Raw genomic sequence first — 25,000 nt, 5'->3', positions numbered from 1 at the left:
TTGATCGATGATTTCTTTCAGACTGTTTTCCCTCACGATAGCGATGAGAGATCCCGTTTTATTCTTTGCCATGATCTTAACGGCTTCGGTGATTTCTTCCAAATCGGTCATCTGTTTTAACAGAAAAGGCTGAAATATCTTCATTTTGGAAAGGTCCGCGGTGATCTTTCTCAGTTCGGGTTGTAGTAGTACAATGATCGCAAATACCAAGGCAGGACGGATACTTTCTATGATCCAATCCAGAAGTTCCAACTCGAAATAACTCGCAAAAATTCCTAAGAACCAAATGACCGCAACCCCGAGTAAAAGTTGAATCCCTCTGGTTCTTCGGATGGTTGTATAAAACTGATAGATGAAAAAACCGACGATCAATATATCGATTACGATGACGAACGGATTTTTCCCGAGCGGGAAAAGTGATATATTCTTAAAGAAAAACAATCCGTAATCCCCGACCTACAATCCTAAAACCGCAAACATATCGTACAATCCGGGTTTACGTCCTACTAAAAACTCCGCTGCGTGAATCGATCCCACCGCAAAAGTTTTCCGATCCTGGGCCCTGTGTGTGATTTCGATCCTTTCTTCGGGAGTAAAAAAATAAACCGTGTGATCTCCGATCACTTCTCCGGCACGGAATGTGTGGATTCCGATTTCCCTGGGGTCCCTTTCTTTAAGTACCCCGTGCCTTCCGTGGATCACGTTCTTTGAAGTTCTGCCTAACGTTTCGAGTAGGATGCTCTTCAGTTTTTCCGCAGTTCCGGACGGAGCGTCCTTTTTATGACGGTGATGGATGTCCTGGATTTCGATGTCCGAGTTTTCTCCCATTGCCTTGGCTGCGATTTCGGTTAACTTGAAAAGTAAATTCACTCCGATGGACATGTTCGGCGAATATACGATTCCGATTTCTTTTGAAGCCACTTTAAGTGCATCCTTTTGGAGTTCGGTCAAACCCGTGGTTCCGATTACCACTGGCTTTCGATGCTGAATACACGCCTTAAGCGTAAAATCTAAATTCTGATACGTGCTGAAATCGATCACACAATCCGCGCTCCGTACTGCGGCCTCTAAATCGGAGGAAAAATTAACTCCGTTCTGTTTGATTCCGGAATGTAGTCCGGAGTCCATTCCCAAAAATACGGAACCTCCGCTTACTACGGAAGAAGAAAGCGTAGATTTGCTGGAGGAAGAAAGTACCGTGATGATGGCGCGTCCCATTCTTCCAGAACCTCCAATCAGTGCAATCTGATACTTGGAATCGGACATTCTTACTCGTACCCTTTTTCTTTCAGTATTTCGAGCACCTTTTTGAATTTTACGCTTGTTTCATTTTGGGAAAGTCGGGTCAAAGGCAGCCGTATCTCCGGTTCGCAGTGACCGAACCAAGCCATTGCCGCCTTGATCGGTATCGGATTGGTTTCCATAAACGCAAGCGCAAAGGTTTCTATAAAATCGTAATGTATTTTTCTGGCTTCGATAACCTTTCCATCCTGAAAGTATTTCACCATCTCCACCATCGCTTTTGGAAAGAGATTCGATACGACAGAAACCACCCCTGCTCCTCCGATGGCAAGCAAAGGAAGGGTTAGATTATCATCTCCGGAAAGTACGGTCATTTTATTTCCTACCAAAGAAATCAATTTTCCCATCTGTCCCAGATCTCCCGTCGCGTCCTTCATTGATCGAATCCGTTTGATTTCGCTTAAACGAAAAACGGTTTCCGGTTGTAAATTTATAGAGGTTCTGCCGGGTATATTGTAGAGCATTACGGGCACGGAAGAATGTTCGGCAACGGCTTGGAAATGTTGAAAAAGCCCTTCTTGTGTCGGCTTATTGTAATATGGATTTACGGATAGTATCCCGTCCACGCCGTCCTTGCATGCGGCTTCGGTAAGTTCAATCGCCTCCCGGGTGGAATTGGAACCGGTTCCGGCCACGACTTGGATTTTTCCTTGTACGGCCTTGACGGTTTCCCGAATTAATTCCGCGTGTTCGGTATGGGAAAGGGTCGGTGATTCTCCCGTTGTTCCACAAGGCACAACTCCGTTCACTCCCGCCTTGATTTGTTTTTCCAGTAGTTTGTTATAGCTGTCGTAGTCGATTTTATCGTTTTTGAATGGTGTAATGATCGCCGTATAAACGCCCTGGAACATAAGGTTAGATTCTTTCTTTCTACTTGATTTGGCAATCAAAATCGTTTCGATTTCTGATTGCAGTGAGACTTCTTCCTTCTAGGCTGGACCGCTAGTGAAACAGATTTCTTTTTTCTGGAACCCTGGGCTTTTATGTGTTCTCGTTTTTTTGGTCACGTTCTTTTTCTCCTGGATCTATCTCCATTCCAAACGATTCGCAATCTCGGATATTTCGAACGAAAGAAGTATGCATGTCGGCACGACGAAAAAATCGGGAGGTATTTGGATCTTTCTTCCGGTTTTTTGTTTGGCAGCGATTTGGTTCGGAGGATTTGAAATTCCGGATCGGAAAATTCTTCTTTTTTTTGCGGGTTTGTTGTTCTTTTTCTTGATCGGCCTTTCAGACGATCTACTTTCTCTCGGTTCGGGCATCCGTCTCGTTTTGGAATTTTTTTTCCTGCTTCTTCTTTTCCTCCTGGAACCGATTCAATTTTCGTTTTTGGGTTTCGACACCGGAAGCGTTCCGGGGATTTCCACGTCGATTTTGATCGTCTACGTCTTGTTCGTCGTTAACGTTTGTAATTTTATGGACGGCCTGGATACTTATCTTTCCTCTCATTTTCTCCTTGCGGTTTTGGCATTCCCGTTTTTATTTCAATCCCAACTTCCTTCCGTTTTTTTTTGGATCTGTGCGGGCGTCTTCGGTTTTTTGGGTTTCAATTTACCTAAAGCGAAACTTTTTTTAGGAGACGTCGGTTCGCTTCCTCTCGGTTATTCCATTGCGGTTCTTCCTTTATTTTTTATCGATGAATATCATTGGGCCCGTTTTGAAATCACTTCGGCTTTCTTTTTGCTTCCCGTTTTTTTTGTGGACGGTGTCATCACGATCCTACTTCGGCTTAAGAATCGGGAAAATATTCTCAAAGCACATCGTAGACATCTCTATCAACTAATCGCCGTTAGTTCGGCTAACAAAGGCTTAGTAGCGTTTCTTTTTACAGCCGCCAACCTTCCGGCTATGTTTCTTTTTGCAACTCATCGCACCGCGGGTATTCCAGGTAGTATCGTATTTTGGTTTTGTTTAGCGGGTTATGCAGGGTTGTATTTTTTATTGTTTCGTAGGTTCGGGTTTTCTACCAGTATCATTGATACGGAAAAATAGATGTCAATGGTTATGACTTTATATTTAAGGATTATTTTCCTGGGTTTGTTCGAGAATCCGATCCAATTCCTCCACAATTCCCAAATCTCCTTTTTCAGAAAAATATTTCCGGAGAGAACCGATCGTTTTTCTGGCTTCCACAGTGGAAGGAATTTGTCTAAGAAGAACTTTGTCTGACTCAGATCGGAATTTACCGGAAGAAGGAATATCCTGAAAATCTCCCGCTTGAGATCGCTCGAATATGGTACCAGATCTTTCGGATAAGTCGGGAACGTCAGAGCTTCGAATTCGATTATAAGTTACGAATACAATTGCAACCATCAAAACGGCTGAAAAGGAAAATTGCAAACCACGATTGGCAAGGATGTTTTCTCGGATTCTCTCCCATCCTTTTTCCGGTTCGGGCCGAATCGACTTGAGTTGATTTTTCAATCGGATCGAAAACCCATCGCTCAAGTTAATACTACGCAGTTCTTTGTCCCTGAGTTCGGACATCGTTTTCACGAGCGAATTTTCAATTTTAAGTAAATCTCCGTCTTCCTTTCGAAGAAAAAGCGGAATTTTAAATTTTGACTGTAAACGTTCCATCTTTATTACCTAAAGTATCCTTCACCCTTGTCGTCTTGTAAGATCAAATGTTTTAGGAATTCTTTCGCCTTAAAGAGCCTACTCTTTACGGTTCCCACGTTGGTTCCCAGAACTTCGGCGATCTGCGCGTAGGACATCTCCTCGAAGTATCTAAGTTCAATCACCTCTTTATAGAGATCTTCCAAACCGTTGATTTTGCTAATTAGATAGTTGGATTCATCACTAAGTTCAATTTTTTTTTCGAATCCTACCCGATCATCCGTTACCTGGTATTCTTTATCATCCATGGAATTCTCTTTAGCTCGTTTCCGTTTCGCTAACATATCCTTGGACTTATTAACTACGATTCGATAAAGCCAAGTATAAACCCCGGAATCCGCACGAAAGTTACGAATCGATCTGTATCCGGAAATGAGCGCGTCTTGAACGATATCCTCCGCATCATCTCCGTCCTTCACCATCGAAACCGCTTTGCGATAAAGCCTCTCCCGAAACGGATTGACAAGTTGAATATAAGCCTCGTCATCCCCTTCCTTAATTTTTTTAAGAAGACCGATTTCAATCTCTCTTAAAGTCGGTTTTTTAGGAATGATTTGTTTCTGCTCTATCTTTGTAGAAGATGAATCCATGATTCAAAGATCCCAAAGAAAGCGGATATGGCAATCCGGAAACTTAGGATAGACAGGACAGAATTAGGGATCTTGCAAAGAAAGATTGATCAAAACCAACGATTCCGTCAAAACCATAGGCACACGAAATCTTAGTCCATAAACAAATCTTGTCTTATGATCCGTCACTTCCGGACCAACCCATACGATATCACCCTCGAATTCAAGACGTTTTCCCGATTCTTTTTCAATTACGGAACCGTAAACCGACTCCGTAACCTCCAAGTCCTCTCCGTTTAAAATAAGACAAATTCCGGTCTCCGAAATGTTGACAAGCTCCGCATGAAGTGTAATTAAACCGAATTCGATTTGTATGATATAGTCGGCATAAATACCCGGATAGTATCTGCGACTTCTAGGTTGTTCGTCCGGATTGCCAAACATATCCGGATCAGAGTTGAAGTGAAACGAATGTTTGTCCAGAAAGATTTTGTCCCGATTCCTTTTGAATCGACTTTCCTTCAGACATAGTTCGCATTAGTATAATTCCTATTAACCGAAATTCTTTCTATAATTAAAATTGAAAATAGATGAACGGCAGTTCCTGATCCGGAGTCAGAAGGGCCAGAATCACCGCAATGATAGGATAAAAAGAGAACTCGAACCATACGGGCGGGTTCCATTCCTTCTTTTTTTCGAAGATGAAGTAACCAAGCCACTGACCGGCAATCACACAAAGGATAACCGGAATTCCCGTCTTCAGCATATAAGGACGTAAACCTCCTTCGGTGTAAACGAACATCTTTTTTAGCATGGTCCAACCTTTTGTAAACGACTCGGCGCGAAACCAAGTCCCTACGGCTACCGATACGAAACAGGTAAGGATGATTTGGATCGGCGCCAATATTTTATCAGGAAGGATCCGAAAATCCCGAAAATATTTTTCCTTTAAGCTCCCATAAAGAGCTTCCAAAAGTAAAATCGTTCCTTGACAACTTCCCCAGATGACGAACGTCCAAGCCGCTCCATGCCAAAAACCGGCCACAAACATCGTAAACCAAAGGTTGAATCTATGGCGAAAAACCCCCGCTCTATTTCCTCCCAAGGAAATATACACATAATCCCTAAGCCAAGTGGAAAGAGTTATATGCCATCTTCTCCAGTGCTCCGTAACGCTTCTTGCGATAAAAGGCATTCGGAAATTCTCCGGTAGTTCGTAACCTAACAACAATGCGGATGCATAAGCCATGTCCGTATAACCGCTGAAATCGCAATAAATTTGTATGAGGAATAAAGTAGCCCCTAACCATAGCGCGACTGTTCCGTAGTTTTCGGGATGACCGAAGATTTTTTCGACAATCGGAGCCGCATTATCCGAAAGCACGACCTTCTTGATATAACCCAAGATGAAATAACGGATCGCCTTTCTAAATCGAATCTCCGTTAAATTCTTAGCCGTGTCCAATTGAGGTAAAAAGGTTTTGGCCGTCACGATCGGCCCCGCTACAAGTTGAGGGAAAAAAGAAACAAACAATGCAAATCGTAAAAAACTTTTTTCGGGAAGAATTTGCCTCCGATACACGTCTATCGTGTAACTTAAAGATTGAAACGTATAAAAGGAGATTCCCACGGGAAGAATAACGTGTAAAATCGGGAGCGCGTTTTTCACTCCGAAATGCCCGAGGAATAAATTGATGGAGTCTGCAAGAAAATTATAATATTTGAAAAAACCCAATATAAAGACGAGATTTAGAACCAAACTGACCGTTATCAACGCGAATCTGGTCCTTTGCCCCTGAGAGGAATCGATTTTTGCGGCGAGAACAAAATCGATCACGGTGGAAAGTAGTATCAAACCTCCGAATCTCCAGTCCCAACTCATGTAAAAATAATAGCTAACGACGAGTAAAAAAAAATGAGTGAAAGATAGAGCTTTCGTATCGTTTCCGAAAAAGTAGGGAATCAAATACCAATAAACCAGGAATACGAAGATAAAAAATACGAAAAATTCTAAAGTTGGAAAAAGCAAACCTTTCGCTCCCGATCTCCTTCTATCTTTTTTAAAACCTGGATCCGGTCAAGGAATTATGCCGTCGTTCACTTAAACTCGAATTTACTCTTTGAAAAAAGAAAAATCTTGCATAATTTTCCAGAAACGATTCAATTTTCAAAAATTCGATCAAGGAGTTGTCCTTCATGCAACAAAACAAATTTCGTAAGATGGTCGTAGCGATTCTTGCACCGATGATTTTTCTCGTTTCCTTTGCAAACTGTTTCGGCAAATTTGCAATCGTTAAAAAAGTGTACGAAATAAACGACAGTTTTAATATAGGCAGCGGCTTATTGGCGAAGCTCATTAAAACTCTCGTAATGTATTTCCCTTTTAGTATTCTTTATGGAATCGGATTTTTCTTCGATTTAATTCTCTTTAACCTAATCGAATTCTGGTCAGGAAGCAACCCCGTGGGTTATAACGAATACGACGAAAACGGAAAATACGTTAAAACCTACGAGGAAAACGGAAAAAAACTTTTACTGAGTTATTCCGATTTTGGAAAAAGATTGGATATCCAATTCGAAAAAGAAGGGGATTATCAAAACCTGATCGTTTTTCGCGCCGAACCGGGAAAATTTTTCGCGCAAAAAAACGGCAAATTGGAAGAGGTTGTGATTTCTTCCGAAACAGTCGGATCTAAAACGATCCTGAAAATGGCAGAACAAGGCAAACTAAAGTCCAGTAGAGTAATCGATACAAAAACGTTAACCGACCTAGAAGCAAAACTAGCTTCCGATTCTCTTTAATGTATCTCGGTAATCGGGGAGTTTCCCCGATTACTGAACCGCTCTCACTCGATCCGGAATTTTCAGTACTCCGTATTTGCCGATCTTTCTTTTAGAAAACCAACCCTGATTTACTTCCAAAGCATATAAAACCTTCTCGCTTGAATGATACAATTCGGTCGTTTGATTGGGCTTCATATCGTGTACATCCGTGATTCTTCTATCCTGGTTGAAATACGCGATACTCAAAGGAATCCGGGTATTTTTCATCCAAAAACTCAAATATTCCGGTTTTGCGAATACAAAAAGCATTCCTTCATTTTCACCCATAGACTTCCGATACATCAATCCCCTGGCACGGTCCGCGGGTGTATTTGCGATTTCTACGAGAAGCGGATGTTCATCCACATAAATCGTAATTCTTTCGAGTTCTCTGGGAAAAACGTTATATGAAATTCCAAAAATAAAACCGAGTATAAAAATCCGTCGAGCGCCAATAGAAGCGAGACGTTGAGTTTCCAGCTTGATCTTTCTGACAAAGTAAACTAGAGCTTTGGGATGCGCTGTAAATAAAATTTTGAATTTAGGCACGAGCATTGTTATTTTTCCTTTGAACAGTCAGAGACGAACAATCCATACGACTTTCCGTTAAACATCAATTTGAATACGCCATATAAAAGCGCCTCGTTAAGTTAACGCCGATCACATTTTACTAAGAACTTGTCCCAAAACTTGAAAAGAAATCAGCACAATCATTTCATAAGCTCGTAATAGAGCGTGAGAATTCCCGCAGATCATGTCCCTTGGACAGTTTATCGGTTTTCAAATGGACTATTGTTGGAACACTCCCGTAGAAGTTTCCTACATCCGAGGTTTTGGGACAAGTTCTAAATACATTTTCCTGCTCATTCTAAAATCAATTCTCCGAATCAGATATTCGTTCTTTTCAATACTATAGGAATACAAAGAGGATTGAGTTTTTCTATACCACCGAAATGAGAAAAGATGTAAAAAACGACCGAACTCTATTTTGAAACGCCCCAGAGATCAAAGCGACTCACGGAGTTCTCGAAAAAGAGTTCGATCGTAGATTTAAAGGAGACTATAAACTATTTCAAAAATACTTTATCTTCGCTTGAAATGCGGGTGCCAATCATTCTAAGATATTTTTGAGATAGCTTCTAATTACCGGTTACTATTTTAACCGTTAGTGCCAGTACTTTCGCTACGTTAAAATCGAGGAGGTCTTTTTTCCAAAAACGCGGTCATCCCTTCTTTGGACTGCCCTCCGTCAAAACATGCACCGAACTCTTTCTCTTCGATGGAAATCCCATCTTTTAAAGTAACGTCCAGCCCTTGTTGGATTGTCCTTTTGACTCTCTCGATTGCGTGAGGTCCTTTTTTCAAAATGGAATCCGCAATCGTTTTAGAAAAATCTAATATATTTTCTCCTTCTTTTACCAGTTTATTGAGAATCCCGATTCTATATCCTTCTTCGGCAGTGATCATATCACCGGTAACCACGAGTTCGATCGCCCGCGCATAACCGATCAATCTCGCAAGCCTTTGTGTTCCTCCGAAACCGGGAATCAATCCTAAGGAGACCTCGGGCAATCCTAGTTTCGCCTTTTCCGATCCGACTCGTATATCACAAGCAAGTGCAAGTTCCATTCCCCCACCGAGGGAAAAGCCGTTGATCGCGGCGATCGAAACGATTCTGGATTGATGCAACTTTTGGAAGACTTCGTTTCCTAGTTTGGAAAATTCTTCTCCCTCGGAAACGTTCAAGGTTTTCATTTCGGCGATATCGGCTCCGGCAACAAATGCCTTTCCTTCTCCGGTTACGATTAATACTCGGATATTTTTATCCTTTTCAAGAACATCCACTTCTTGACCGATTTGGGTCAACACCTCTCGATTGAGAGCGTTCAATGCGGAAGGCCTTTGAATCGTAAGAATCGCGATCTGTCCTTCTTTAACTACTTTGATTAGTTTTTCACTCATTTCTTTTTTACTCCACTTCCACGATGAGAAAGAGGGTATCGTCCTCCAAGGCGACGTTTCCGAAAAAGTTTTCGACCGCCTTTTGGACGTTCGCCTTAAAGACGCCCAGATCTTTTTCAAATCGATTCCCATTCAATATTTCAAGTAGACCTTCCGTTCCAAGAAGTTTTCCTTCCCGATTCTTGTTTTCTATCAAACCATCCGTGTATAAAAAAAATCGATCCTGTGCTACAAGAGGAAGTTTAACCTGTTCCGCGATTGGCTTTTTGATTCCGAAGCCGAGAATAGCTCCTTCTGTTTCGACCTCGTGGAATTCCTTTTCAAAAGATCCGCGGATTAAATACGGATGCCCTGCGTTTGAAAACGTAACCTCTCTAGAAATAAAATCCAGAAACATATAAATTGCGGATGCATGATAGGAATGAAATTGTTCATTTAGGGAATCGTCTATGTAATCCATCAATCGGGAAGGATGTACTTTCAAAATGTAAGGCATTGTCGAAACCATAATTTTCACCATCGAGGCGACAAGCGCCGAAGCGATCCCGTGTCCCGCTACGTCTGTTAGAAAAATTCCGGTATTTCCTTCCCGGAGTTGCACGAAATCGAAGAAATCCCCTCCGATATGATTGGGAGTGATCCGCATCACCTCGTATCGAATCCCCTTGATGCTAAGTCTTCCTGGAAACAAATTTTCCTGAACCTGTTTTGCGACCGTGAGATCCTGTTGTATGTATTTGTATTCCAGATCGAGCTCGGATGAAATTGAAATCAATCTTTTTACGATGTTCACCGAAGAAGTTCCGATCACGATACAAAGCCCATATACCACATCGGGCACAAAAAGGATTATAGGAAAATCCTCAAGTCCGAGCTCCATTCTTTTAATCGAAACGAAAATAATATGAAGACAAATCGATATCATTCCGGTCAAAAGACAGGAACTTTTTTTTAATCGGAACATCTGGAATATCACGATCAAAGATATTAGTAAAAAGTAATTATTATAGATTTGAAGGTTTTCCAAATCTTGAAATCCATAGAACGATTCGTGAAATAGATTCATCATGAAAAATATGATGACGGTATTTGAAATATGAATCACCCAAGAGAGGAATTTTTCCTGAAAGGAAAGCACCAAACTCATCACGTTGACGAGAAAAATGACTCCCAAGTATAGAATTCCTCTTTCCGAATTCCGAACTTCCGAAATCGCAAAGGTGGAATACATCATAAAATGAAGTAGGAACGCCAGTCGTATAAACGATTGATCGATTTTTGTCTGATCCTTCCAGGATTGGGCTTCGCCGTAATTGAATTCCCTTTCAAAAAAAGTGAAAGGATTTAAGAAACCGGACTTGAGTTTACTGAATTGTTTTATCCAGGTCATAGCGAGTGATTTCCGATCCGGAAAGATAAATTTTTATATTCCAACCCGATTCCAAATACCGATCCAGTTTTTCCGAAATTTCCAAAGCCTCTTTTTCATCGTTCACTCTGATAAAAAAGGAACCCGATCTAGATTTGTAGTTATAGGGATATCGTTCGTTTAATAAAAGAGCGACTCTGATATGGTCGGCTCTAGTTTCTATTATGATATGGGAGACGTGTTTTCGATTGATGATTCTTTCGTGAATGGAAAGATCCCAGGGATTCGTTTCCGCAGATTCAAGCGAGCCGAAGAAAAAAAGCGCGGATAAAAGAAAATAAAACATCTTCGTTTCTGAATCTTTCAATCCCGGGAAATTTGTCGTCCACATTTACAAGTCTGCGAAAATAAGCGCAAACCATTCTGGTACCTATCTCTTCTTTTCAAGACCAGGATTCGGATTTACTTATTTTCGGCACATTGAAAAAATCCGTACTATGCAGTTACCGCGTTTCCCAAAGTCCGATCTTACTTTATCAAAAATGGCAAGAAGTACATCCCGATTTTGGAATAGGTTCTTATTTTTTTTCAGCGACAATTTGAAAAAATATCCCAGAACGTTCGGGATACGACTCGTCTTTTTGGGTCTTTTTTTCTGCAAACCCTCCCAAATCCCAATTGAAAACAACCCGTACCATCAACTCTTTACCAACCATCCGATCACTCGAGCGGAACGTTATTCCCTATCCAAAAGCTGGGAATACAGAATCTCCGGCCTCGACTCGGACGAGCAAAACTTTATCCAAGAAATGAATCAAATCGACGGATTACTCGATCCTCCACTAACGGAAATCGATTTGGAATTTTGGAAGAACCGGATTCGTGTCGTTAGAAAATCCCTTCCCGATTCCGTAAATACCTTGCTCGATCATACTCTCTTCCGAGTAATTCTTTGCAGAAATTTGGGAAGTACCGGTCTCAGTTCTTTCGTTTACGACGGCTCGACTCCCTTAGGAGGCGTGATTTTTTTAGACACGGGCATGTTAACCCAGACCGCAAACGAATGGATTACGAAAAAAGAAAATTCTCCATTTTCTCCCGGTAATATTCAAATCAACGTAAGAATCGAATCGGATGCCCGTAATCGAATCCCAGAGACAATCGAATACATTTTGTTACACGAAGTAGGCCATATCGTCAGTGTTCAGAAGGGAATCGTTCCCGATTTTCGGGAGAAATACAGAAACTTTAATACATTCGAATTTTCAAAAGGGATTTGGGAGGTTGAAAACGTTTCGTCTTGGGATTTGTCGTTTCCACTTCGAAAGGAAATAAAATTCTATTCTTCCAAACCGATCAACCTTGAAAACAACTGGAAGAAAATTTACCCCGTCTTAGAAAACACTCCCTTCCCTACCCTTTACTCCGCGACCAACGGAGACGACTTTTTTGCAGACTCTTTCGTTTCCTACATTCATACGGAATTACAAAATAAGATCTGGACCTTGGAAATCCTTCAAGACCGGAAAAAAATCTACGAGATGAAAAACGGAATCCAAAAACCTAGATGTAAAAAACAAAAGGATTTTTTGGATCGTCTTTTTCAGAGTTACGTTGAACCTCAAAGCCATGTGTTCTAAACGAAATAACCGCTCTCAAAAACCCGCTCGCCAAAATTTTATAGAATTGTACAAAAATCAAAATTTTATACGACTGTAAATGCAAGTCCTCCGAACTCGGTAGTCGTCGCTCTATCAATAACGTGAATTCGATATAGAATCTGTCCCAAAACGTAGGAACAATTGCAGCGATCCGCGAGGATTCCGATAAGATCGAATGTTTTTGGGACACACTCATAGGAAAATTCGGACGAAGCGCTCGCAAATTTTATAACTGAAACACTTTCGTCAAAAGCGTTTCAACTGAATTTTTCAAACTAAAGTGCCCTCTCTACGAATCACAGCATAAGTATCGCTTTCGTATTTGTTACGTCGAACTCACGTTAAATGGAAATTTTTTCCGATTTTTCTACGCTAAAAACAGTGCTATCCTAAATTCAGACCAGATAACCCGAGGATTATAAGATACAAATATCTTTATATAATTCTTAAAGACCTAAAACGGAATCATTCGTTCTTCAAAGAAATGCCGAAATTTGAGCAGATCTCATTTCCTATTATAAAACTTTTTATTTCTATTGTATGAAATTTTCAAAAACGCGTTTTTAACCCTAATTAAAAATCGGTTCGCTCGATTGAATTTCATCGAAAGAAAAAAGTTTTTCCTAGTTGATTCTTCTCTTTGCTTTCTATTTTTGTTATTTTTTCCAGGAGAACATCAAGCAAAGTTAGACGATTTGGAGAACCCAACTTGTTTAAAATTCAAAAATCGGAAAACAAAAAGGTAATAAAGCGAGAAACACATGAAATCTAAACTTCACTTCCTATTTTTGTTCCATCTATTTTTTTTCTTTGAGTTTTCTTTGAATGCAGCCGATATCGTCCGTTTAAAAAACGGTTTGATACATCGAGGCAAAGTGCTTTTGGAGGATGAAGAGAAAATTCTTCTTGCGGAGCACGACGATTACATTCGTTACATCAACAAAGAAAACGTGCTCGGCGTCACATACGAAAAACCACAGGACAAAAACAAAAGCACGTTCTTCTCTTCCGACAAGGATAAAATCTCGAAACCGGAATCCGCCCGTACAAATCCATATGCAGGAATCGCGGTTCCGATCGAAAGAGAACCTCCCCACGCGAACTCTCAAGGAAACGAAACGACTATCGACATTACTCACGAGATCGTATCGGACTTTATCTGGAGAGGACTCAGTTTTTCGGGAGAGATGGCCGATCGTCGTAGGAACGACAGTTACGCTTCCACTACTTTTATTCCTTCCTATCAACCCACGATCAATATTAATACTCCGCTAAAAGGATTTATGATCCAATTTTGGGGCAATTTTCAACTAACGGAAAGAAACGACCGCAACAACGACGGACGATTACAGTTGTTTCCGGGAGGCCCGGGCCCCTCTTATCCGGGACAAGGAAATCCGTTTATCGCTCCGAATCCGGATCTTCTCAATCAAAGTTGTGTGTATGATACTCAAAATAACTTATTAAGCGGAAATTACACAACCGGACCAACTTGCGGCGGACTCGTCCCGAAACCCTATAAAGAACAGAACGGAATGAAACGAGCGGACGGTTTATTTTACGCGTTTTATTATACTTTCGAAAAAAGCAGTTGGGGAAAGTTTACGGTCGGAACTTGGTTCTATAATACGTTCCACAAAAACCCCGCGTATGTCTCAACTCCATTAGGAGGTTATAATTCTCTTGCCGCTCAAGGAGTGTCGAGTTCGAACAATACTTCAAATCAAGTGACAAGACTCGCTTGGCAGGAATACTATATTTTTTGGCAGCTTCCGGAATTTTCATTTCTTCCATTTATCTCTTATCTAACTCCGACGATCTCCTTTTATACACAGATCAGTGCGGAGAACGCAAATTTGGCGGCGGGAAAAAATTACCTTTCTCTTTATTTAAGCCACGAGTATTTTAAAGAGGAATTTTTTAGAATCACCCCGGCGGTTAATATCGGGTACGAAATGTCCAATAATATCGTGGACAACCGATACGGAATCCAGGACATCACGAGTAGTTTAACTTTCTATTTCGGAAAATTTTTCATCAAAGGGAACCACGTATATAGGCCCAATCTGTATATGTACGATACGGACAATTACTATGGAGCAACAGGAGGATACGTTAACCGAAATTCAAAAGACGGTTTGATTGTGGACCCTTCGAAAGTGAACGGTCCTTTGAATCAGTTTTTTTGGACCAGATAGCGGGTAGTCCTTTGATTCCGGATACGGGAAACGGTTCCCTAAGACAAATGATTCGAGAATCGTATTTATTACAAAAAATACCCGCGCATTTATTTTGGTTCAGCATCGGATTTTCGCATAGTTTTTAAAATGCAAAAGGAAATAGGAAACTTATGACCATCAGGTTTCGAATATCATTATATCTCTCCTTAGTACTAATGGTGGGAAGCCTTACGATCACCGCTATCAGCACGATCACGACTTACTTTAAACTTTCTCAGGATATCAAAGATTCCTCCACCTTAGTTGCGTTTCGATACGCTTTCGAAATTCGGGACTTTTTCGATAAAGCCTTAGGCGGATTAAGAGGACTTGAGTTTCAACTTTCGCACGCAAGACCGACAAGAGAAGAAACCATCGAAACCTTGAAGGATCTCGCTCAAACGGATCCGAACTACTTCGGAGCCTGGTCCGTTTTTGAACCCGGAAAATTCGATTCCAAAGATTCTCAATACGTAAATAAACAAGGTTACGATATCACCGGAAGATTCGTTCCTTACGTTAATAAATCGATGGGGCCTGAAAAACCTCTTGTTTTGGAAGCGGTTATTTATTACGAAAATCAGGATACGAGCGGATACTTTTATAATATTCCGAAAAAAACAGGACTGGATTTTATCGCGGATCCTTTCGCTTATCCTGTATCCGGAAAAGAAGTACTGATGATCTCCGTCGTCAAACCGGTACGCAGAAACGGAGAAATTGTCGGAGCCGTAGGCATGGACATCACGATGAAAAACATGCAAAAGATGTTAGCTTCGATCCATCCCTACCAAGGAGAAGGGCATCTGAGTCTGATTTCTCCGGGCGGTTTTTATGCCGCAAACGGACTACAACCGGAGCTCGTTGGAAAAGAGATTCAAGATCCTGAATGGAAAAAACAAGTTTTGGAAGGAAGCGGGAAAGAAGAGATGCAGATTTATGAAAAAGACCAGTCCATTCATTTTCTCTACTCTTTTTATCTCGGAAATTACAATAAGAAATGGATCTTAGAGGTCTGCGTTCCCAACAACATTTTTTGGAAGAATTTGTCGAGAATCATCCTGGAAACGATCACCGCTTGCTTAGTCACAATGATCGTCGTAGTAATTCTATTGAATCTAATATTTCAAAAATTGATCACGAACGGGATTGATGCCGCAATCTCTTTCTCCGATCAAATTTCCTCCGGCAACTTGATCGTAGACAACAAATACGAACGGCAAGACGAGATCGGAAACCTTCTTCTCTCTCTAAACCAAATGAAAAATAACCTGAAAAAGTTCATTCTCGAAATCAAAGGCTCTTCCGAATCCTTGAATTCCACTTCCGATAAAATGGCGGAATCATCGAAAAATTTTTATGACGTCGCACAAGTACAAGCTTCCGCGTCCGAAGAATCCTCAGCGGCAATCGAAGAATTGGCCTCTTCGGCCGAAAACGTGGGTAGATCGATGGAAAAGGCCATTTTTCACATGAAAGACATTGATGGAAACGTAATTCTTTTAAAGGAACAGATCGCAAAAATCAACGAAGAGATGAAATCTCTCTCCTCTCTAGCGAGTGAATCACAACAACAGGCTATCACCGGCGAAAGTTCCATGAATCAATCCACGAAAGCGATGGACGAAATCGGGGACAGCGCTTCTAGGATCAACGAAATCCTTTCCATTATCACCGACATTTCCGAAAAAACCAACTTACTTGCGTTAAACGCCGCCATCGAAGCCGCGCGAGCAGGAGAGGCTGGAAAAGGTTTTGCGGTTGTCGCGGAAGAAATTTCCAAACTCGCGTCTCAAACTTCCAACAGCGTTCAAGAGATCGGACAACTCGTGGAATCCACGAATCGTGCGGTAACCAACGGAACCGGCAAAGTAAAAGAAGCATCCGATATCCTCGCCAAACTCAGAAGTTCCGTGGATATGTTCGGAGTTTCCGCAAAGAACGTTTTGAATTCCGTAGACACTCAGGAGAAAAACACGGAAAAAATCCTTCACAGTGCAAGTTCACTCATGAGTTTCAGTCTTCAAATCGAAGAAGCCGTCCGGGAACAAAGACATGCTTCGGATGAAATTGCAAAAACGATCCTCAGCATTTCCGAAGGGACTCAAGAGATCGCAAATGGCGCGGATGACTTAACCGGATTTTCCAAGAATATGCATACTCAATCGGAAGGTTTGCTACGTTTTATCGATCAGTTTAAAATATAAAGAAAGATATAAAAACGAAACGTTAAGCGGCGATTCACAAAAGGCGATGATGGTGAGTTTTCTTCACGGTCGACTTTGTTTTGTCGCCACACATGAGTTTGTAGTGGCCGATTTGGATTCATCTATAGGTCGAAGTTATCGCCTGCAAACGATCTGCAGAGCGACCTGCAGAAGCGACCCTTAGGGAGCAATGCGGCTGAGTTCAGGAAAGCTCTGCGGCTTGAATTCTTCAGAACGTCCCAAGTTGGGTTGGAATAGTAAAAATCTAAAATGCACATTTTTTCAAGTGTTCCGACAAGAACGAGGTTTTTTACTTGCAAAAAGTATGATTTTCTGATAGAGAAAAAATCTCCCGAGGTCTTCCCGCCTCCTGGCTTTGCGACCCTTAGGGAGCAATGCGGCTGAGTTTCCCCCTCCACCAAAACGCGCATAACGTTACCCACAAATTGAAGAGGACTTTAGAATCAGAAGGATCCAAACGCACATTTTTCAAGTGTTCCGACAAGAATGAGGTTTTTTACTTGCAAAAAGTATGATTTCCCGATAGTGGAAAGTCCTCCAAACCTTTCCTCCTCCCAAAATTAGGGAAAACTCATGCAACGCTCTCTATAAATCACTTGCAGGTGTAAGTTTTAGGGTGGATTTGTCGTAATTCCGACAGATCTATATTGAGATCCAAGTAATTGTGGGATTGGTTATAATAGAGAATATTATACTTCCATTCAGAGAGCGATCAATCCATCGGGAGCGATGCCCCTGAGTTCAAGGAGTAAGTAAAGTAGAGGAAAGATTTCCGGGCAACTCCAGCGCCCACAAGTCATCCGGTTCGGATTTTTATGGGATAATTATATTTCAGACGGAGCCTTTGATTTTCACACAAATAAAGACGGCCACTTTTAACTTGCTAAAGCGGTCGTAATGGTGGAAACCAATTCCCTTTCGTCCCAAGGTTTTTTGAGATAAGAGCGAAGATTAATTTCTCTTTTGAGCGCTTCTATGGAAGAATCGTCCGCGTGCCCCGTAACGATCACTTTCTGGATATCCGGATACTTATTGTGAACCTGCCTTAAGAACTCGTCTCCCTTGATGTTAGGCATCAACCAATCGGAAATGATAATCAAAATTCTGACGTCTTCGTGAACTAATTCTTCGATAATCTGCCATGCTTCTCCAGCATCAAGAGCCGTTTCATATCTGTAACCGTCTCCAAAGTGACGTTTCACCTGAGATTTCATGCTCATCAGGATCAGAGCTTCATCATCTACAAAAAGAATCGCTTTATCCAATTGAAATACTCACCCTCACTTATTTCATTCGACTCATTGAATCATCAAAAAACGCTTAGATCATTTGAAAAAATAATGACGATCGAATTTTGGAAAAACATTTAAAGAGACATTCGGGGTATCGGGAAAATCTCCGGAGCCGGTTCCATAATATAATATCCCTGACAATATTCCACACCTAAGGAACGAACTGTGTCAAATTCCTCCTTCCCTGTTACAAATTCGGCAATGACTTTCGCACCGATTCTATGTGCCATTTCCGTCATCGCGGAAGTGAGTAGATATGGAATCTTACTCAGATGAATTCCCCGTATAAATTTTCCGTCTATCTTGATAAAATCGGGATCGATTTCCATCAACCTTTCAAAGTTGGATTGATCAACTCCGAAGTCGTCTATCGCAATCCTACAACCGTATTCCTTCAGTTCTTTTAAGGTTTCAAGACCTCTTTCACCTCCTCGCAAACGATCGGTTTCCAAGATTTCAAGCGTTAGGCGATTTGCTGTGATTTCATAGTGTTGGAGGCGACTGATAACCCAAAAAACAAAACCTTTCTTTTCCAAATCCAATTCCGAGATATTCACCGAAAAAGAATATTCCGGATATTGCGCAAAATATCGGATCGATTTTTCAATCATGACCGGAGTCAAAAGACGAATGATCCCGGTCGATCTGGCGATCGATATAAAACTCGCAGGCGAGTAAACTCTATCCCCGTCCTGAATTCTCGCAAGACATTCAAATTTCGTAATTTTCTCGGACGTATTATCATAAATTCCTTGAAAATAAGGAATCACGTTACCTACACTGATCGCGTAGTTTAACTTTCTTCCCAGTATAAGATTGATCTGGTATTGATCTCCCGCCTCCATTGCGTTGGAATAATTCATCAGTTCGAGCTCGCCGTTCCGAGCCGCGTGCATCATTGCGATTCTAGCCTTGGAATAAAGGGATGATTGATGAGTCGCAACTCCGATCGAAACGTTCACACGAAAAGAAACTCCCTCCGCTTCGATGTATTCCGACCGGAGTAGGATCCGAAACGCGACCAAAAGAGAATGAAATTTACTCTCTTCGATTTCGGAAAGAACGGCGACCTCGTCCTGATAAAGATAAAACACACTTCCGGACTCTCCCATAAACGAGGAAAGAAAGGCGAGAAATTGATTCAGTACTTTATGATACACTCCCACTCCGAAATGTTGAGTCGTGGAAGTGGAAGATTCGATCCGAATGACCGCAAGAATGGACAGTATTCCCTGAGATTCCCTTTCATCCAAGACTTTCCTCAGACTTTCGAGATTCGGGCGACCGGTTTCCCGATCGAAGAGTAGAGTTGTTTCCAACTTTCGATTGAGTTCCCAAAGGTAAAGATCCGAGAAGTAGGACTTTAAAGCCTCTCGGGTCGTAAGAATCAAATCGTTGGAATCCCAGGGTTTTGACAAATATCTGTATAAGTTCGCATGATTCAACGCATTTCCGACCGCATCCGCAGAAGCCTGACCGGTCAGCATAATTTTTCGAATATTCGACTTTCTATTGTGAATCCGTATGAGTAACTCGTCTCCGTTCATGCCCGGCATCACTTGATCACAAATCACGACCGGAATATCGATTCCCCTTTCGATACATTCCTCCAATATGTCCCAGGCAGTTTCCGCGTCCTCGGCAATTTCAATGTCGAAATCGCTACCGAATTCAAGTTTGAGTTGCTCTTTTAATCCCTTCAAGATGCTGGGTTCGTCATCCACCAAAAGTATGACCGGTCTTTGCTCCGCATTTTCTTCCCGAGAATTTTCGTTTTCGTCCATTCAAATGATCCTAAAACAGTATTCGTTTAACAGATTCTCCACAAACCCGCGTTAGTTTTTTCGAGAATCACACTTTTATTGACAGCCGAATTTTCAATTCTACCCCTTCATCCTATAGGACGCCAATTATCTTTTATATCTCCGACCAAATCCGGAAGGTTTTAATGATTCTTGTAAATTTTGAATACGAAAAAAACTAGTTTACCCGATCCCGGAGTTTTATGTTTATACGCTAAAGAGATAATCGGATCCTTCAAGTTCCTGCAAAACTTTCATCCGCTTTAGGTTACTCAGTTCCATTCCGCCGTATTTCATACGCCATCGGTAAAACGTATTTCCACTGATTCCATACTTCCGACAAATATCAGTGTCGAAACTCCTGATTCCGATTCCTTTAGTATCTTATGAATTTGATCTTCGATGAAACGTTTCTTCATATTTTCCTCCAAAATTTATTATACATCAAGGAGGATTTCAATCATTCTAACTGGTTCTAAATTTGGGGTTGGGTTATTACCACTCGCATAACACATTCTTTTTAAATTACAATTATCCCGAATAGAATAGAGTTGTTGAAAAATTCCATGATTCAAATTAACAAAACCGTTTCAAACGCCCATTTTAATACAGCAGAAACGGATAGAGAATTCATTTTTCAACAACTCTAATATAGAAATTAGTCCTAATACATTCATGTGCATCCATTCATCGGTAAACCCGGAATTCTATTTCCCTTTCACAGATAACGATGAGTCAGAGCACGTTCGGACGTTCAGGCATTCACTCATAACCCCAACCCCGGTAATCCTTTCACAATCTTCATTGTCTCAAGACTCACCGTGATAATCCTCTGAAAAAGTTCCAGAATATACTTCGGATTCTTTTCAGTCTCCGTTGCCCATCATTGACTATACCAGAATCCTTATCCGTCTTTACACAATAGCGCTCAATGATCCAGTCCAAGACCTGTTTTCCGTTGACCACATATTCGTAAACCTCAACGGGAATCCCTTGGATCGTGATATGCTCGTTAAAGATAACGGTAAAAAGATCCTTCTCTTTCCCGTTTTTAGCATAACGCATTTGTGTGACAGAGTAGTCCTTATCCGAAAGCTTCTTTGTTGTCGCAATCTCTACAGGATAGGGTTTCACCTTCTCGTAATCAACATGAAGTCTTGCAAGCTCTCGGCCGCCTTTTCAAATGCGCGAAAATCCGGTGCGCTCTTTACGGCTGTATACATGGCAACTCTTTGGATAGATTGTCCGCATATTTTTCACGGTATTTGGGAGTATGAAGAAGCCCGTAAATATAGTAAAATAGATCTTCTTTTGTAATCTTTTCTTCCAGATATTTTTCTTGAAAATGGGCAAGCCCCGCATCGGTAATCGCATCTCTGCGCTTTCTTTCTGATTCGGATTTTTTCGGTTTTGCAGTGACAAAAAGAGAGTCTTCTGTCGAGGAGTCAGCTTCAATCTCATCGGTATCGTAGAGATAGAGTGGGAAGCGTGGGAACCAGCTACAAAATGGAGGTTCGGCACCATGTCTGTGATTAATGGAGTAAATCCTTTTGTCTCTCCAAGACCGGTTATACAAATAACCAGATTTTCTGTGGCCGCATCGGGGAAGATGCGGGGCATTTGATAAACACGGTTATTGAAATGTTTATTAAAATACATCCATTGTTTAACAAATGGACGGTAGATAGAAGGAACAATATCACCAACTTGAAATTCTCGCGTTTTGTGATTCGCGAGATCGTTCTTAACTTCATGAGTCCAACTCATTTTAGTCGAATCGTTATTAATGAAATCTTCAACTTTAGATTTCTTTTCATTTGTCAATCCAACACAAGCTTTCCTATATCGATCAACTTCGGAATTATAGAAATCAATCATCAGCTTTATCTTTTTCTTCAAAATGCTTTCATTTGAATCATAAACCCAAGCATCTCGATTTGTCTTTACTCCTTGAGAGTAATTATTGAATATAACCAATGAATCCGTATCCTTTTTATCTCTAATCGATATGAACTCCCCAAAACTATTATCTCTCTGGTTGATCCAGTCGTTGTGCTGGTCGGGCTGAATCATTACCCAGCCTTTTTTTCTGTGATTCCTTGAATGCTTTTGAATTCTATAAGCTTCTGTAACTTATCTTCTCTGGAGAGATAATCTCCCACATCGTGAAATAAAATTTGGCCTCTGTTTTTAGAATCAGGATTTTTTACAAAGAGTGTGATTGCTATGGGTGCTCGACTTCCACTTCCAAAGAGTTTACCACCCTCTTTTCGAGAAAGTTCGCCTGAAGTTTTTTGATTTCCTCGTAAGTGAAATATATAGAGAGCTGAACTCTTCTGCCAGACATTTCCGAAGACCATCCATTGCATTCCCTTCAATATACCCGCATTGGTAAGTGGCCTCTATGTTGATGGCGCAATGTAATAGACAAGAAGGACGATCTCATTGGCGTGAATCTCATGTTTGAATTTATACGGTAAGTCTTTCAGATCAATCAGAGCGCTCTGCATCAGTCGAGTGATAAAGGTTCCAGTTCCGGTGAATGGGTCCAAGCTGAATCATTTTTTAGATTCTAAAGGTTTTATAGATGAAGAACTTCGGCTTCCTGATTTTGCCACCGACTTAGGCAGGGAAGAAGCGATTGATCTTTTAAAAAAGCTTCTCTCAAGTGACCTTTTGATCGGGATCTAAAAAAGAAATCGAACTTCTCAGTAGTATCTCTTTTAAGAAAAATGTTCCGTCTAAAATTTTTCTCAAAATCGCAAATCGAACGGCACACAATCCATCATCCTTTTAGATTCGGAACTATTCCGTTCTATTGATAATTTAAAATCGGAACTCCATTCTACAATTTCCAATCTCAAAGAAACCAATTCTTACAATAAAGAACAGTATTTCTTTTATAGAGAAAAACTCTTTCTTGATTTCTTCTCTAAATCTTTATTTCACTTTTCTTTTGTGGATCAAAAGATAACGGCTATCATTCATATTTAAAATTATGCAGAATATTTAAAGCTTGTCCCAAAACCTCGGATGTCGGAACTCCTACAAAAATGTTCCAACGATAAAATCCGTTAGAAAATCCATAAATCAACAATCTGCGGGAATTTCCACACTCTATTACGAACTTATAAAGTGATTGTGCTGATTCCTTTTCAGGTTTCGGGACAAGCTTTAAACTGAAAAGAATTCTTCTTTATATTTACTTCGTATTCCTATAACATACAGAGTAGTAATAACCATTTATTAAGAATCTGATCCTAATTTACTTTTCATAAGGTTTAGAAATCTTAATTCTTGAAAAACCTTTGTAATGTTTTACATTGAAAGTATACAAAGTTTTTTTGTATCTGAGCGATGTTTGTCCAATCAAACAATCGATAAAACCCATTCCATTTTTAAATTTGGTTTTTTTAAAAATCAATAAAGCGTTTTGAATTTCTCGTTCATTTAACCAGAGTATTTCGAATACAGATACAAATTTTTCTAATTTCTGTAAATCCCTCGAATTCTTACAACCTTCTATCAATTCAAAATATGAATATCCGGAAATTGAAGCTGATTCATCAAGAGAATGAAATCAATTGATTGCTTTTTCATACCCTCGCAAATAATCAATCAAAACGTCTGAATCAATTAACATTACGATTAGATAATTTTTTTCTTAATTCTCTTGAATACGCTAACCCGTCCGTTATTTCTCGGTCTGACCAAATACCAGCCAATTTTAGCTTCTGAAGCTCTTTCCCGAAGTTCTTGACCGGTTCCAACGGTTGGATTTCTTTCTCTTCAATAAAGGTCACAAGCACTTTTCCGTCATGCACACCGATTTGCTCGTCTAATACTATTTTTCCTTTTTTAATTCTACCTGTTACTGTTAACATATCTTTCTTATTCAAACCTTTACTTTCTTTTTGTCTAATTCTTTTTCTCATTACTGATTAGTAGAGAAAAGAGTATCTAATATTTTGCGCTGGAAGAGCGCTTTGGAATAAAATTTACGGTACTCAATTTTATAGAGATCGGTAACGTAAATTCTGCGTAAGAAAATGAGAAAGACGTTTCTAAAAGTATGAGCTCCTACAATTTTAGAATTTGTTCGTAAAATCGTGGTTTGCAGTAGTTCCCAAGTTCCCACATTTAAGAAATCGATCCATAATGTTTAAGATTTTAATTTTTCTCAAAATCATAGGTTCTTATGCCAAACTCGTATTCAGTTAAAATTTCTAAAAAACAAAAATGAAAAAATCTATATTCCTAATTCTGCAATTAAATTATAAAATTGATTTGACATACAAGACCTTTTTAAAAAACGATCCAAACTCACAAAGGAGAATCAACTTTTTAAATGACAGCTTACTATCTTAAACTTGGAAAAATATCTATTATAATTTGTTTCGTCGTCTTCGGTTTCACAAATTGTGCGATGGGAAGTGTAACGATCACCGGAAAAATTATCCGCCGCTCGCCGAAACGGAACCTATTGATGTGATTCTGAGGGCGGTCCCTGATTATCAAGTAGAACAGATTGGAATTGTAGAAGTTCGTTGTGGACAATTGAATCATTGTATAGAATACGTGAAAGAAAAAGCAAGAGAACAGGGAGCCGACGTTATCATACTAGCCGATTCCGGAATTGTAACTTCCGTACAGTATATGCCGGGAACCAGAGCGGGAAATACTTCTACTCCCGGCCAAATTTCAAGTAGCAACGGACAAATTCAAACTTGGGAAATCGCAAGAAAAATTCTGACGCCCTCGAAAGAGAAATAAAATCTCACCGAAACTTGGTGGAAAAATTATCGTAAATTTTTCACAAAACCGTCAAGTAACGTAAACTCGATATAAAAAAGTTTGGGCGAATCCGGCCTTTGCAAACAAAGGCCGGCTCCAGTCAATCAATTGCATGAAAGAAACGCAATGCGATATTTCGAACGACCTGCAAAGCGATCCACAAGTTGAGTTGAAATAGTAAGAATCTAAAACGCACATTCTTCCAAGTGTTCCGACAAGAATGAGGCTTTTTACTTGCAAAAAGTATGATTTTGTGGTAAAGAAAACCTCCCGAGTCTTCCCACCGCCTCTCCCCTCCACCCAAAATCAGGGTGGGGCGTAAGTTTCACAGAGGATTTGTAGTAATTCCGACAGATTTAT

Annotated in this window: 23 protein-coding genes and 4 pseudogenes (1 of these 27 cut by a window edge); 7 read left to right on the top strand and 20 right to left on the bottom strand. The window is 40.5% G+C overall.

Annotated features, from left to right (window positions below; translation table 11 throughout):
• The 3 genes in view from cdaA to dapA are tightly spaced (at most 15 nt apart) and all read right to left on the bottom strand, a layout consistent with a single transcriptional unit that may run on beyond the window.
• Nucleotides 1-441: the 5' portion of a diadenylate cyclase CdaA gene (gene cdaA / locus CLV95_RS12990; protein ID WP_002727221.1), read on the bottom strand. It extends 381 nt beyond the left edge of the window; the window shows 441 of its 822 coding nt (coding positions 1-441); its start codon is at nt 439-441; the stop codon falls past the left edge of the window.
• Nucleotides 442-456: 15 nt separating this feature from the next.
• A complete protein-coding gene (gene dapB / locus CLV95_RS12985; protein ID WP_002727258.1) occupies nt 457-1,266 on the bottom strand; it encodes a 4-hydroxy-tetrahydrodipicolinate reductase in 810 nt (269 codons plus the stop codon).
• Between the two features lie 2 nt (nt 1,267-1,268).
• The gene (gene dapA / locus CLV95_RS12980; RefSeq protein WP_002727251.1) at nt 1,269-2,153 is read right to left on the bottom strand and encodes a 4-hydroxy-tetrahydrodipicolinate synthase; all 885 of its coding nucleotides are present in this window, start codon (nt 2,151-2,153) and stop codon (nt 1,269-1,271) included.
• 94 nt (nt 2,154-2,247) lie between these two features.
• Here dapA and CLV95_RS12975 point away from each other — a divergent pair, with 94 nt between their 5' ends.
• Nucleotides 2,248-3,294, top strand: coding sequence for an MraY family glycosyltransferase (locus tag CLV95_RS12975; RefSeq protein ID WP_002733076.1), 1,047 nt, complete (start codon nt 2,248-2,250; stop codon nt 3,292-3,294).
• A gap of 24 nt (nt 3,295-3,318) precedes the next feature.
• On the opposite strand, the gene CLV95_RS12970 is transcribed toward CLV95_RS12975, so the two are convergent.
• The 4 genes from CLV95_RS12970 to CLV95_RS12955 form a co-directional block, all read right to left on the bottom strand.
• Entirely contained in the window at nt 3,319-3,882 is a 564-nt protein-coding gene (locus CLV95_RS12970; protein ID WP_002727275.1) for an LIMLP_12425 family protein, read from the bottom strand.
• Nucleotides 3,883-3,887: 5 nt separating this feature from the next.
• Nucleotides 3,888-4,511, bottom strand: a complete 624-nt coding sequence (locus tag CLV95_RS12965) for an RNA polymerase sigma factor (protein ID WP_002727273.1) — start codon at nt 4,509-4,511, stop codon at nt 3,888-3,890.
• A gap of 63 nt (nt 4,512-4,574) precedes the next feature.
• Nucleotides 4,575-4,934: a PilZ domain-containing protein gene (locus CLV95_RS12960; RefSeq protein WP_002733064.1), complete on the bottom strand. Its 360-nt coding sequence runs from the start codon at nt 4,932-4,934 to the stop codon at nt 4,575-4,577.
• A 130-nt stretch (nt 4,935-5,064) separates the two neighbouring features.
• A complete protein-coding gene (locus tag CLV95_RS12955) occupies nt 5,065-6,519 on the bottom strand; it encodes an MBOAT family O-acyltransferase (protein ID WP_002727299.1) in 1,455 nt (484 codons plus the stop codon).
• Between the two features lie 167 nt (nt 6,520-6,686).
• Here CLV95_RS12955 and CLV95_RS12950 point away from each other — a divergent pair, with 167 nt between their 5' ends.
• A complete protein-coding gene (locus CLV95_RS12950; RefSeq protein WP_002727312.1) occupies nt 6,687-7,292 on the top strand; it encodes a DUF3332 domain-containing protein in 606 nt (201 codons plus the stop codon).
• Between the two features lie 30 nt (nt 7,293-7,322).
• On the opposite strand, the gene CLV95_RS12945 is transcribed toward CLV95_RS12950, so the two are convergent.
• The 4 genes from CLV95_RS12945 to CLV95_RS12930 all read right to left on the bottom strand — a co-directional run bounded on the left by CLV95_RS12945 (nt 7,323) and on the right by CLV95_RS12930 (nt 10,990).
• Nucleotides 7,323-7,868: a DUF192 domain-containing protein gene (locus CLV95_RS12945; protein WP_002733112.1), complete on the bottom strand. Its 546-nt coding sequence runs from the start codon at nt 7,866-7,868 to the stop codon at nt 7,323-7,325.
• Nucleotides 7,869-8,501: 633 nt separating this feature from the next.
• Nucleotides 8,502-9,275 (bottom strand): enoyl-CoA hydratase-related protein, encoded by a 774-nt coding sequence (locus tag CLV95_RS12940; RefSeq protein WP_002733116.1) that lies wholly within the window; start codon nt 9,273-9,275, stop codon nt 8,502-8,504.
• Between the two features lie 7 nt (nt 9,276-9,282).
• Nucleotides 9,283-10,665, bottom strand: coding sequence for a PP2C family protein-serine/threonine phosphatase (locus CLV95_RS12935; protein WP_002733114.1), 1,383 nt, complete (start codon nt 10,663-10,665; stop codon nt 9,283-9,285).
• The gene (locus CLV95_RS12930) at nt 10,640-10,990 is read right to left on the bottom strand and encodes a hypothetical protein (protein WP_002727291.1); all 351 of its coding nucleotides are present in this window, start codon (nt 10,988-10,990) and stop codon (nt 10,640-10,642) included. Before CLV95_RS12930 ends, CLV95_RS12935 begins: the two co-directional genes overlap by 26 nt.
• A gap of 151 nt (nt 10,991-11,141) precedes the next feature.
• Between CLV95_RS12930 and CLV95_RS12925 the strand changes: the two genes are divergently transcribed.
• Entirely contained in the window at nt 11,142-12,284 is a 1,143-nt protein-coding gene (locus tag CLV95_RS12925) for a hypothetical protein (RefSeq protein WP_002733062.1), read from the top strand.
• Nucleotides 12,285-12,349: 65 nt separating this feature from the next.
• Here the strand turns inward: CLV95_RS12925 and CLV95_RS12920 are convergent, their stop codons facing one another.
• A complete protein-coding gene (locus tag CLV95_RS12920; RefSeq protein ID WP_077022033.1) occupies nt 12,350-12,535 on the bottom strand; it encodes a hypothetical protein in 186 nt (61 codons plus the stop codon).
• Between the two features lie 531 nt (nt 12,536-13,066).
• On the opposite strand from CLV95_RS12920, the pseudogene CLV95_RS12910 reads away from it, so the two are divergent.
• Nucleotides 13,067-14,631 (top strand): annotated as a pseudogene (locus CLV95_RS12910) (LA_0442/LA_0875 N-terminal domain-containing protein).
• Nucleotides 14,632-14,655: 24 nt separating this feature from the next.
• A complete protein-coding gene (locus tag CLV95_RS12905; protein WP_016748924.1) occupies nt 14,656-16,731 on the top strand; it encodes a methyl-accepting chemotaxis protein in 2,076 nt (691 codons plus the stop codon).
• An 896-nt stretch (nt 16,732-17,627) separates the two neighbouring features.
• Here the strand turns inward: CLV95_RS12905 and CLV95_RS12900 are convergent.
• The 6 genes and pseudogenes from CLV95_RS12900 to CLV95_RS12875 form a co-directional block, all read right to left on the bottom strand.
• Complete coding sequence (locus tag CLV95_RS12900; RefSeq protein ID WP_002727325.1) at nt 17,628-18,017, bottom strand: response regulator; 390 nt, start codon at nt 18,015-18,017, stop codon at nt 17,628-17,630.
• 101 nt (nt 18,018-18,118) lie between these two features.
• Nucleotides 18,119-19,828 (bottom strand): EAL domain-containing protein, encoded by a 1,710-nt coding sequence (locus CLV95_RS12895; protein ID WP_016561243.1) that lies wholly within the window; start codon nt 19,826-19,828, stop codon nt 18,119-18,121.
• Between the two features lie 258 nt (nt 19,829-20,086).
• Nucleotides 20,087-20,265, bottom strand: a pseudogene (locus CLV95_RS19665) (transposase); the annotation flags it as partial.
• A gap of 397 nt (nt 20,266-20,662) precedes the next feature.
• On the bottom strand, nt 20,663-20,980 hold the full coding sequence (locus tag CLV95_RS19660; RefSeq protein ID WP_016762563.1) for a type ISP restriction/modification enzyme: 318 nt from the start codon (nt 20,978-20,980) through the stop codon (nt 20,663-20,665).
• 45 nt (nt 20,981-21,025) lie between these two features.
• Complete coding sequence (locus CLV95_RS20115) at nt 21,026-21,919, bottom strand: type ISP restriction/modification enzyme (RefSeq protein ID WP_002733065.1); 894 nt, start codon at nt 21,917-21,919, stop codon at nt 21,026-21,028.
• Entirely contained in the window at nt 21,919-22,206 is a 288-nt protein-coding gene (locus CLV95_RS12875) for a hypothetical protein (RefSeq protein ID WP_002727308.1), read from the bottom strand. Before CLV95_RS12875 ends, CLV95_RS20115 begins: the two co-directional genes overlap by 1 nt.
• A 262-nt stretch (nt 22,207-22,468) precedes the next feature.
• Here CLV95_RS12875 and CLV95_RS19845 point away from each other — a divergent pair.
• Nucleotides 22,469-22,820, top strand: a pseudogene (locus CLV95_RS19845) (tetratricopeptide repeat protein); the annotation flags it as partial.
• A gap of 291 nt (nt 22,821-23,111) precedes the next feature.
• Here CLV95_RS19845 and CLV95_RS19405 read toward each other — a convergent pair.
• Together CLV95_RS19405 and CLV95_RS12865 are read right to left on the bottom strand one after the other, a co-directional pair.
• The gene (locus tag CLV95_RS19405) at nt 23,112-23,399 is read right to left on the bottom strand and encodes a PIN domain-containing protein (protein ID WP_230456550.1); all 288 of its coding nucleotides are present in this window, start codon (nt 23,397-23,399) and stop codon (nt 23,112-23,114) included.
• A gap of 79 nt (nt 23,400-23,478) precedes the next feature.
• Nucleotides 23,479-23,781, bottom strand: a complete 303-nt coding sequence (locus CLV95_RS12865; protein ID WP_002727231.1) for a hypothetical protein — start codon at nt 23,779-23,781, stop codon at nt 23,479-23,481.
• A 413-nt stretch (nt 23,782-24,194) separates the two neighbouring features.
• Between CLV95_RS12865 and CLV95_RS12860 the strand changes: the two are divergent.
• Nucleotides 24,195-24,619, top strand: a pseudogene (locus CLV95_RS12860) (LA_1841 family salt-regulated protein).
• The last annotated feature ends 381 nt before the right edge of the window (nt 24,620-25,000 follow it).

Source organism: Leptospira borgpetersenii serovar Javanica, from assembly GCF_003046425.1.
In the GTDB taxonomy this organism is placed as follows: Bacteria; Spirochaetota; Leptospiria; order Leptospirales; family Leptospiraceae; genus Leptospira; species Leptospira borgpetersenii.
This window is presented reverse-complemented; position numbering and strand designations above follow the sequence as displayed.

What these genes read in the sequence shown, in the direction of transcription:
- dapB (WP_002727258.1), bottom strand. Translation starts at nt 1,266, where the DNA reads ATGTCCGATTCCAAGTATCAGATTGCACTGATTGGAGGTTCTGGAAGA.
- dapA (WP_002727251.1), bottom strand. Translation starts at nt 2,153, where the DNA reads ATGTTCCAGGGCGTTTATACGGCGATCATTACACCATTCAAAAACGAT.
- CLV95_RS12970 (WP_002727275.1), bottom strand. Translation starts at nt 3,882, where the DNA reads ATGGAACGTTTACAGTCAAAATTTAAAATTCCGCTTTTTCTTCGAAAG.
- CLV95_RS12965 (WP_002727273.1), bottom strand. Translation starts at nt 4,511, where the DNA reads ATGGATTCATCTTCTACAAAGATAGAGCAGAAACAAATCATTCCTAAA.
- CLV95_RS12960 (WP_002733064.1), bottom strand. Translation starts at nt 4,934, where the DNA reads ATGTTTGGCAATCCGGACGAACAACCTAGAAGTCGCAGATACTATCCG.
- CLV95_RS12950 (WP_002727312.1), top strand. Translation starts at nt 6,687, where the DNA reads ATGCAACAAAACAAATTTCGTAAGATGGTCGTAGCGATTCTTGCACCG.
- CLV95_RS12945 (WP_002733112.1), bottom strand. Translation starts at nt 7,868, where the DNA reads ATGCTCGTGCCTAAATTCAAAATTTTATTTACAGCGCATCCCAAAGCT.
- CLV95_RS12940 (WP_002733116.1), bottom strand. Translation starts at nt 9,275, where the DNA reads ATGAGTGAAAAACTAATCAAAGTAGTTAAAGAAGGACAGATCGCGATT.
- CLV95_RS12935 (WP_002733114.1), bottom strand. Translation starts at nt 10,665, where the DNA reads ATGACCTGGATAAAACAATTCAGTAAACTCAAGTCCGGTTTCTTAAAT.
- CLV95_RS12930 (WP_002727291.1), bottom strand. Translation starts at nt 10,990, where the DNA reads ATGTTTTATTTTCTTTTATCCGCGCTTTTTTTCTTCGGCTCGCTTGAA.
- CLV95_RS12925 (WP_002733062.1), top strand. Translation starts at nt 11,142, where the DNA reads ATGCAGTTACCGCGTTTCCCAAAGTCCGATCTTACTTTATCAAAAATG.
- CLV95_RS12905 (WP_016748924.1), top strand. Translation starts at nt 14,656, where the DNA reads ATGACCATCAGGTTTCGAATATCATTATATCTCTCCTTAGTACTAATG.
- CLV95_RS12895 (WP_016561243.1), bottom strand. Translation starts at nt 19,828, where the DNA reads ATGGACGAAAACGAAAATTCTCGGGAAGAAAATGCGGAGCAAAGACCG.
- CLV95_RS20115 (WP_002733065.1), bottom strand. Translation starts at nt 21,919, where the DNA reads ATGATTCAGCCCGACCAGCACAACGACTGGATCAACCAGAGAGATAAT.
- CLV95_RS12875 (WP_002727308.1), bottom strand. Translation starts at nt 22,206, where the DNA reads ATGGTCTTCGGAAATGTCTGGCAGAAGAGTTCAGCTCTCTATATATTT.
- CLV95_RS12865 (WP_002727231.1), bottom strand. Translation starts at nt 23,781, where the DNA reads ATGAGAAAAAGAATTAGACAAAAAGAAAGTAAAGGTTTGAATAAGAAA.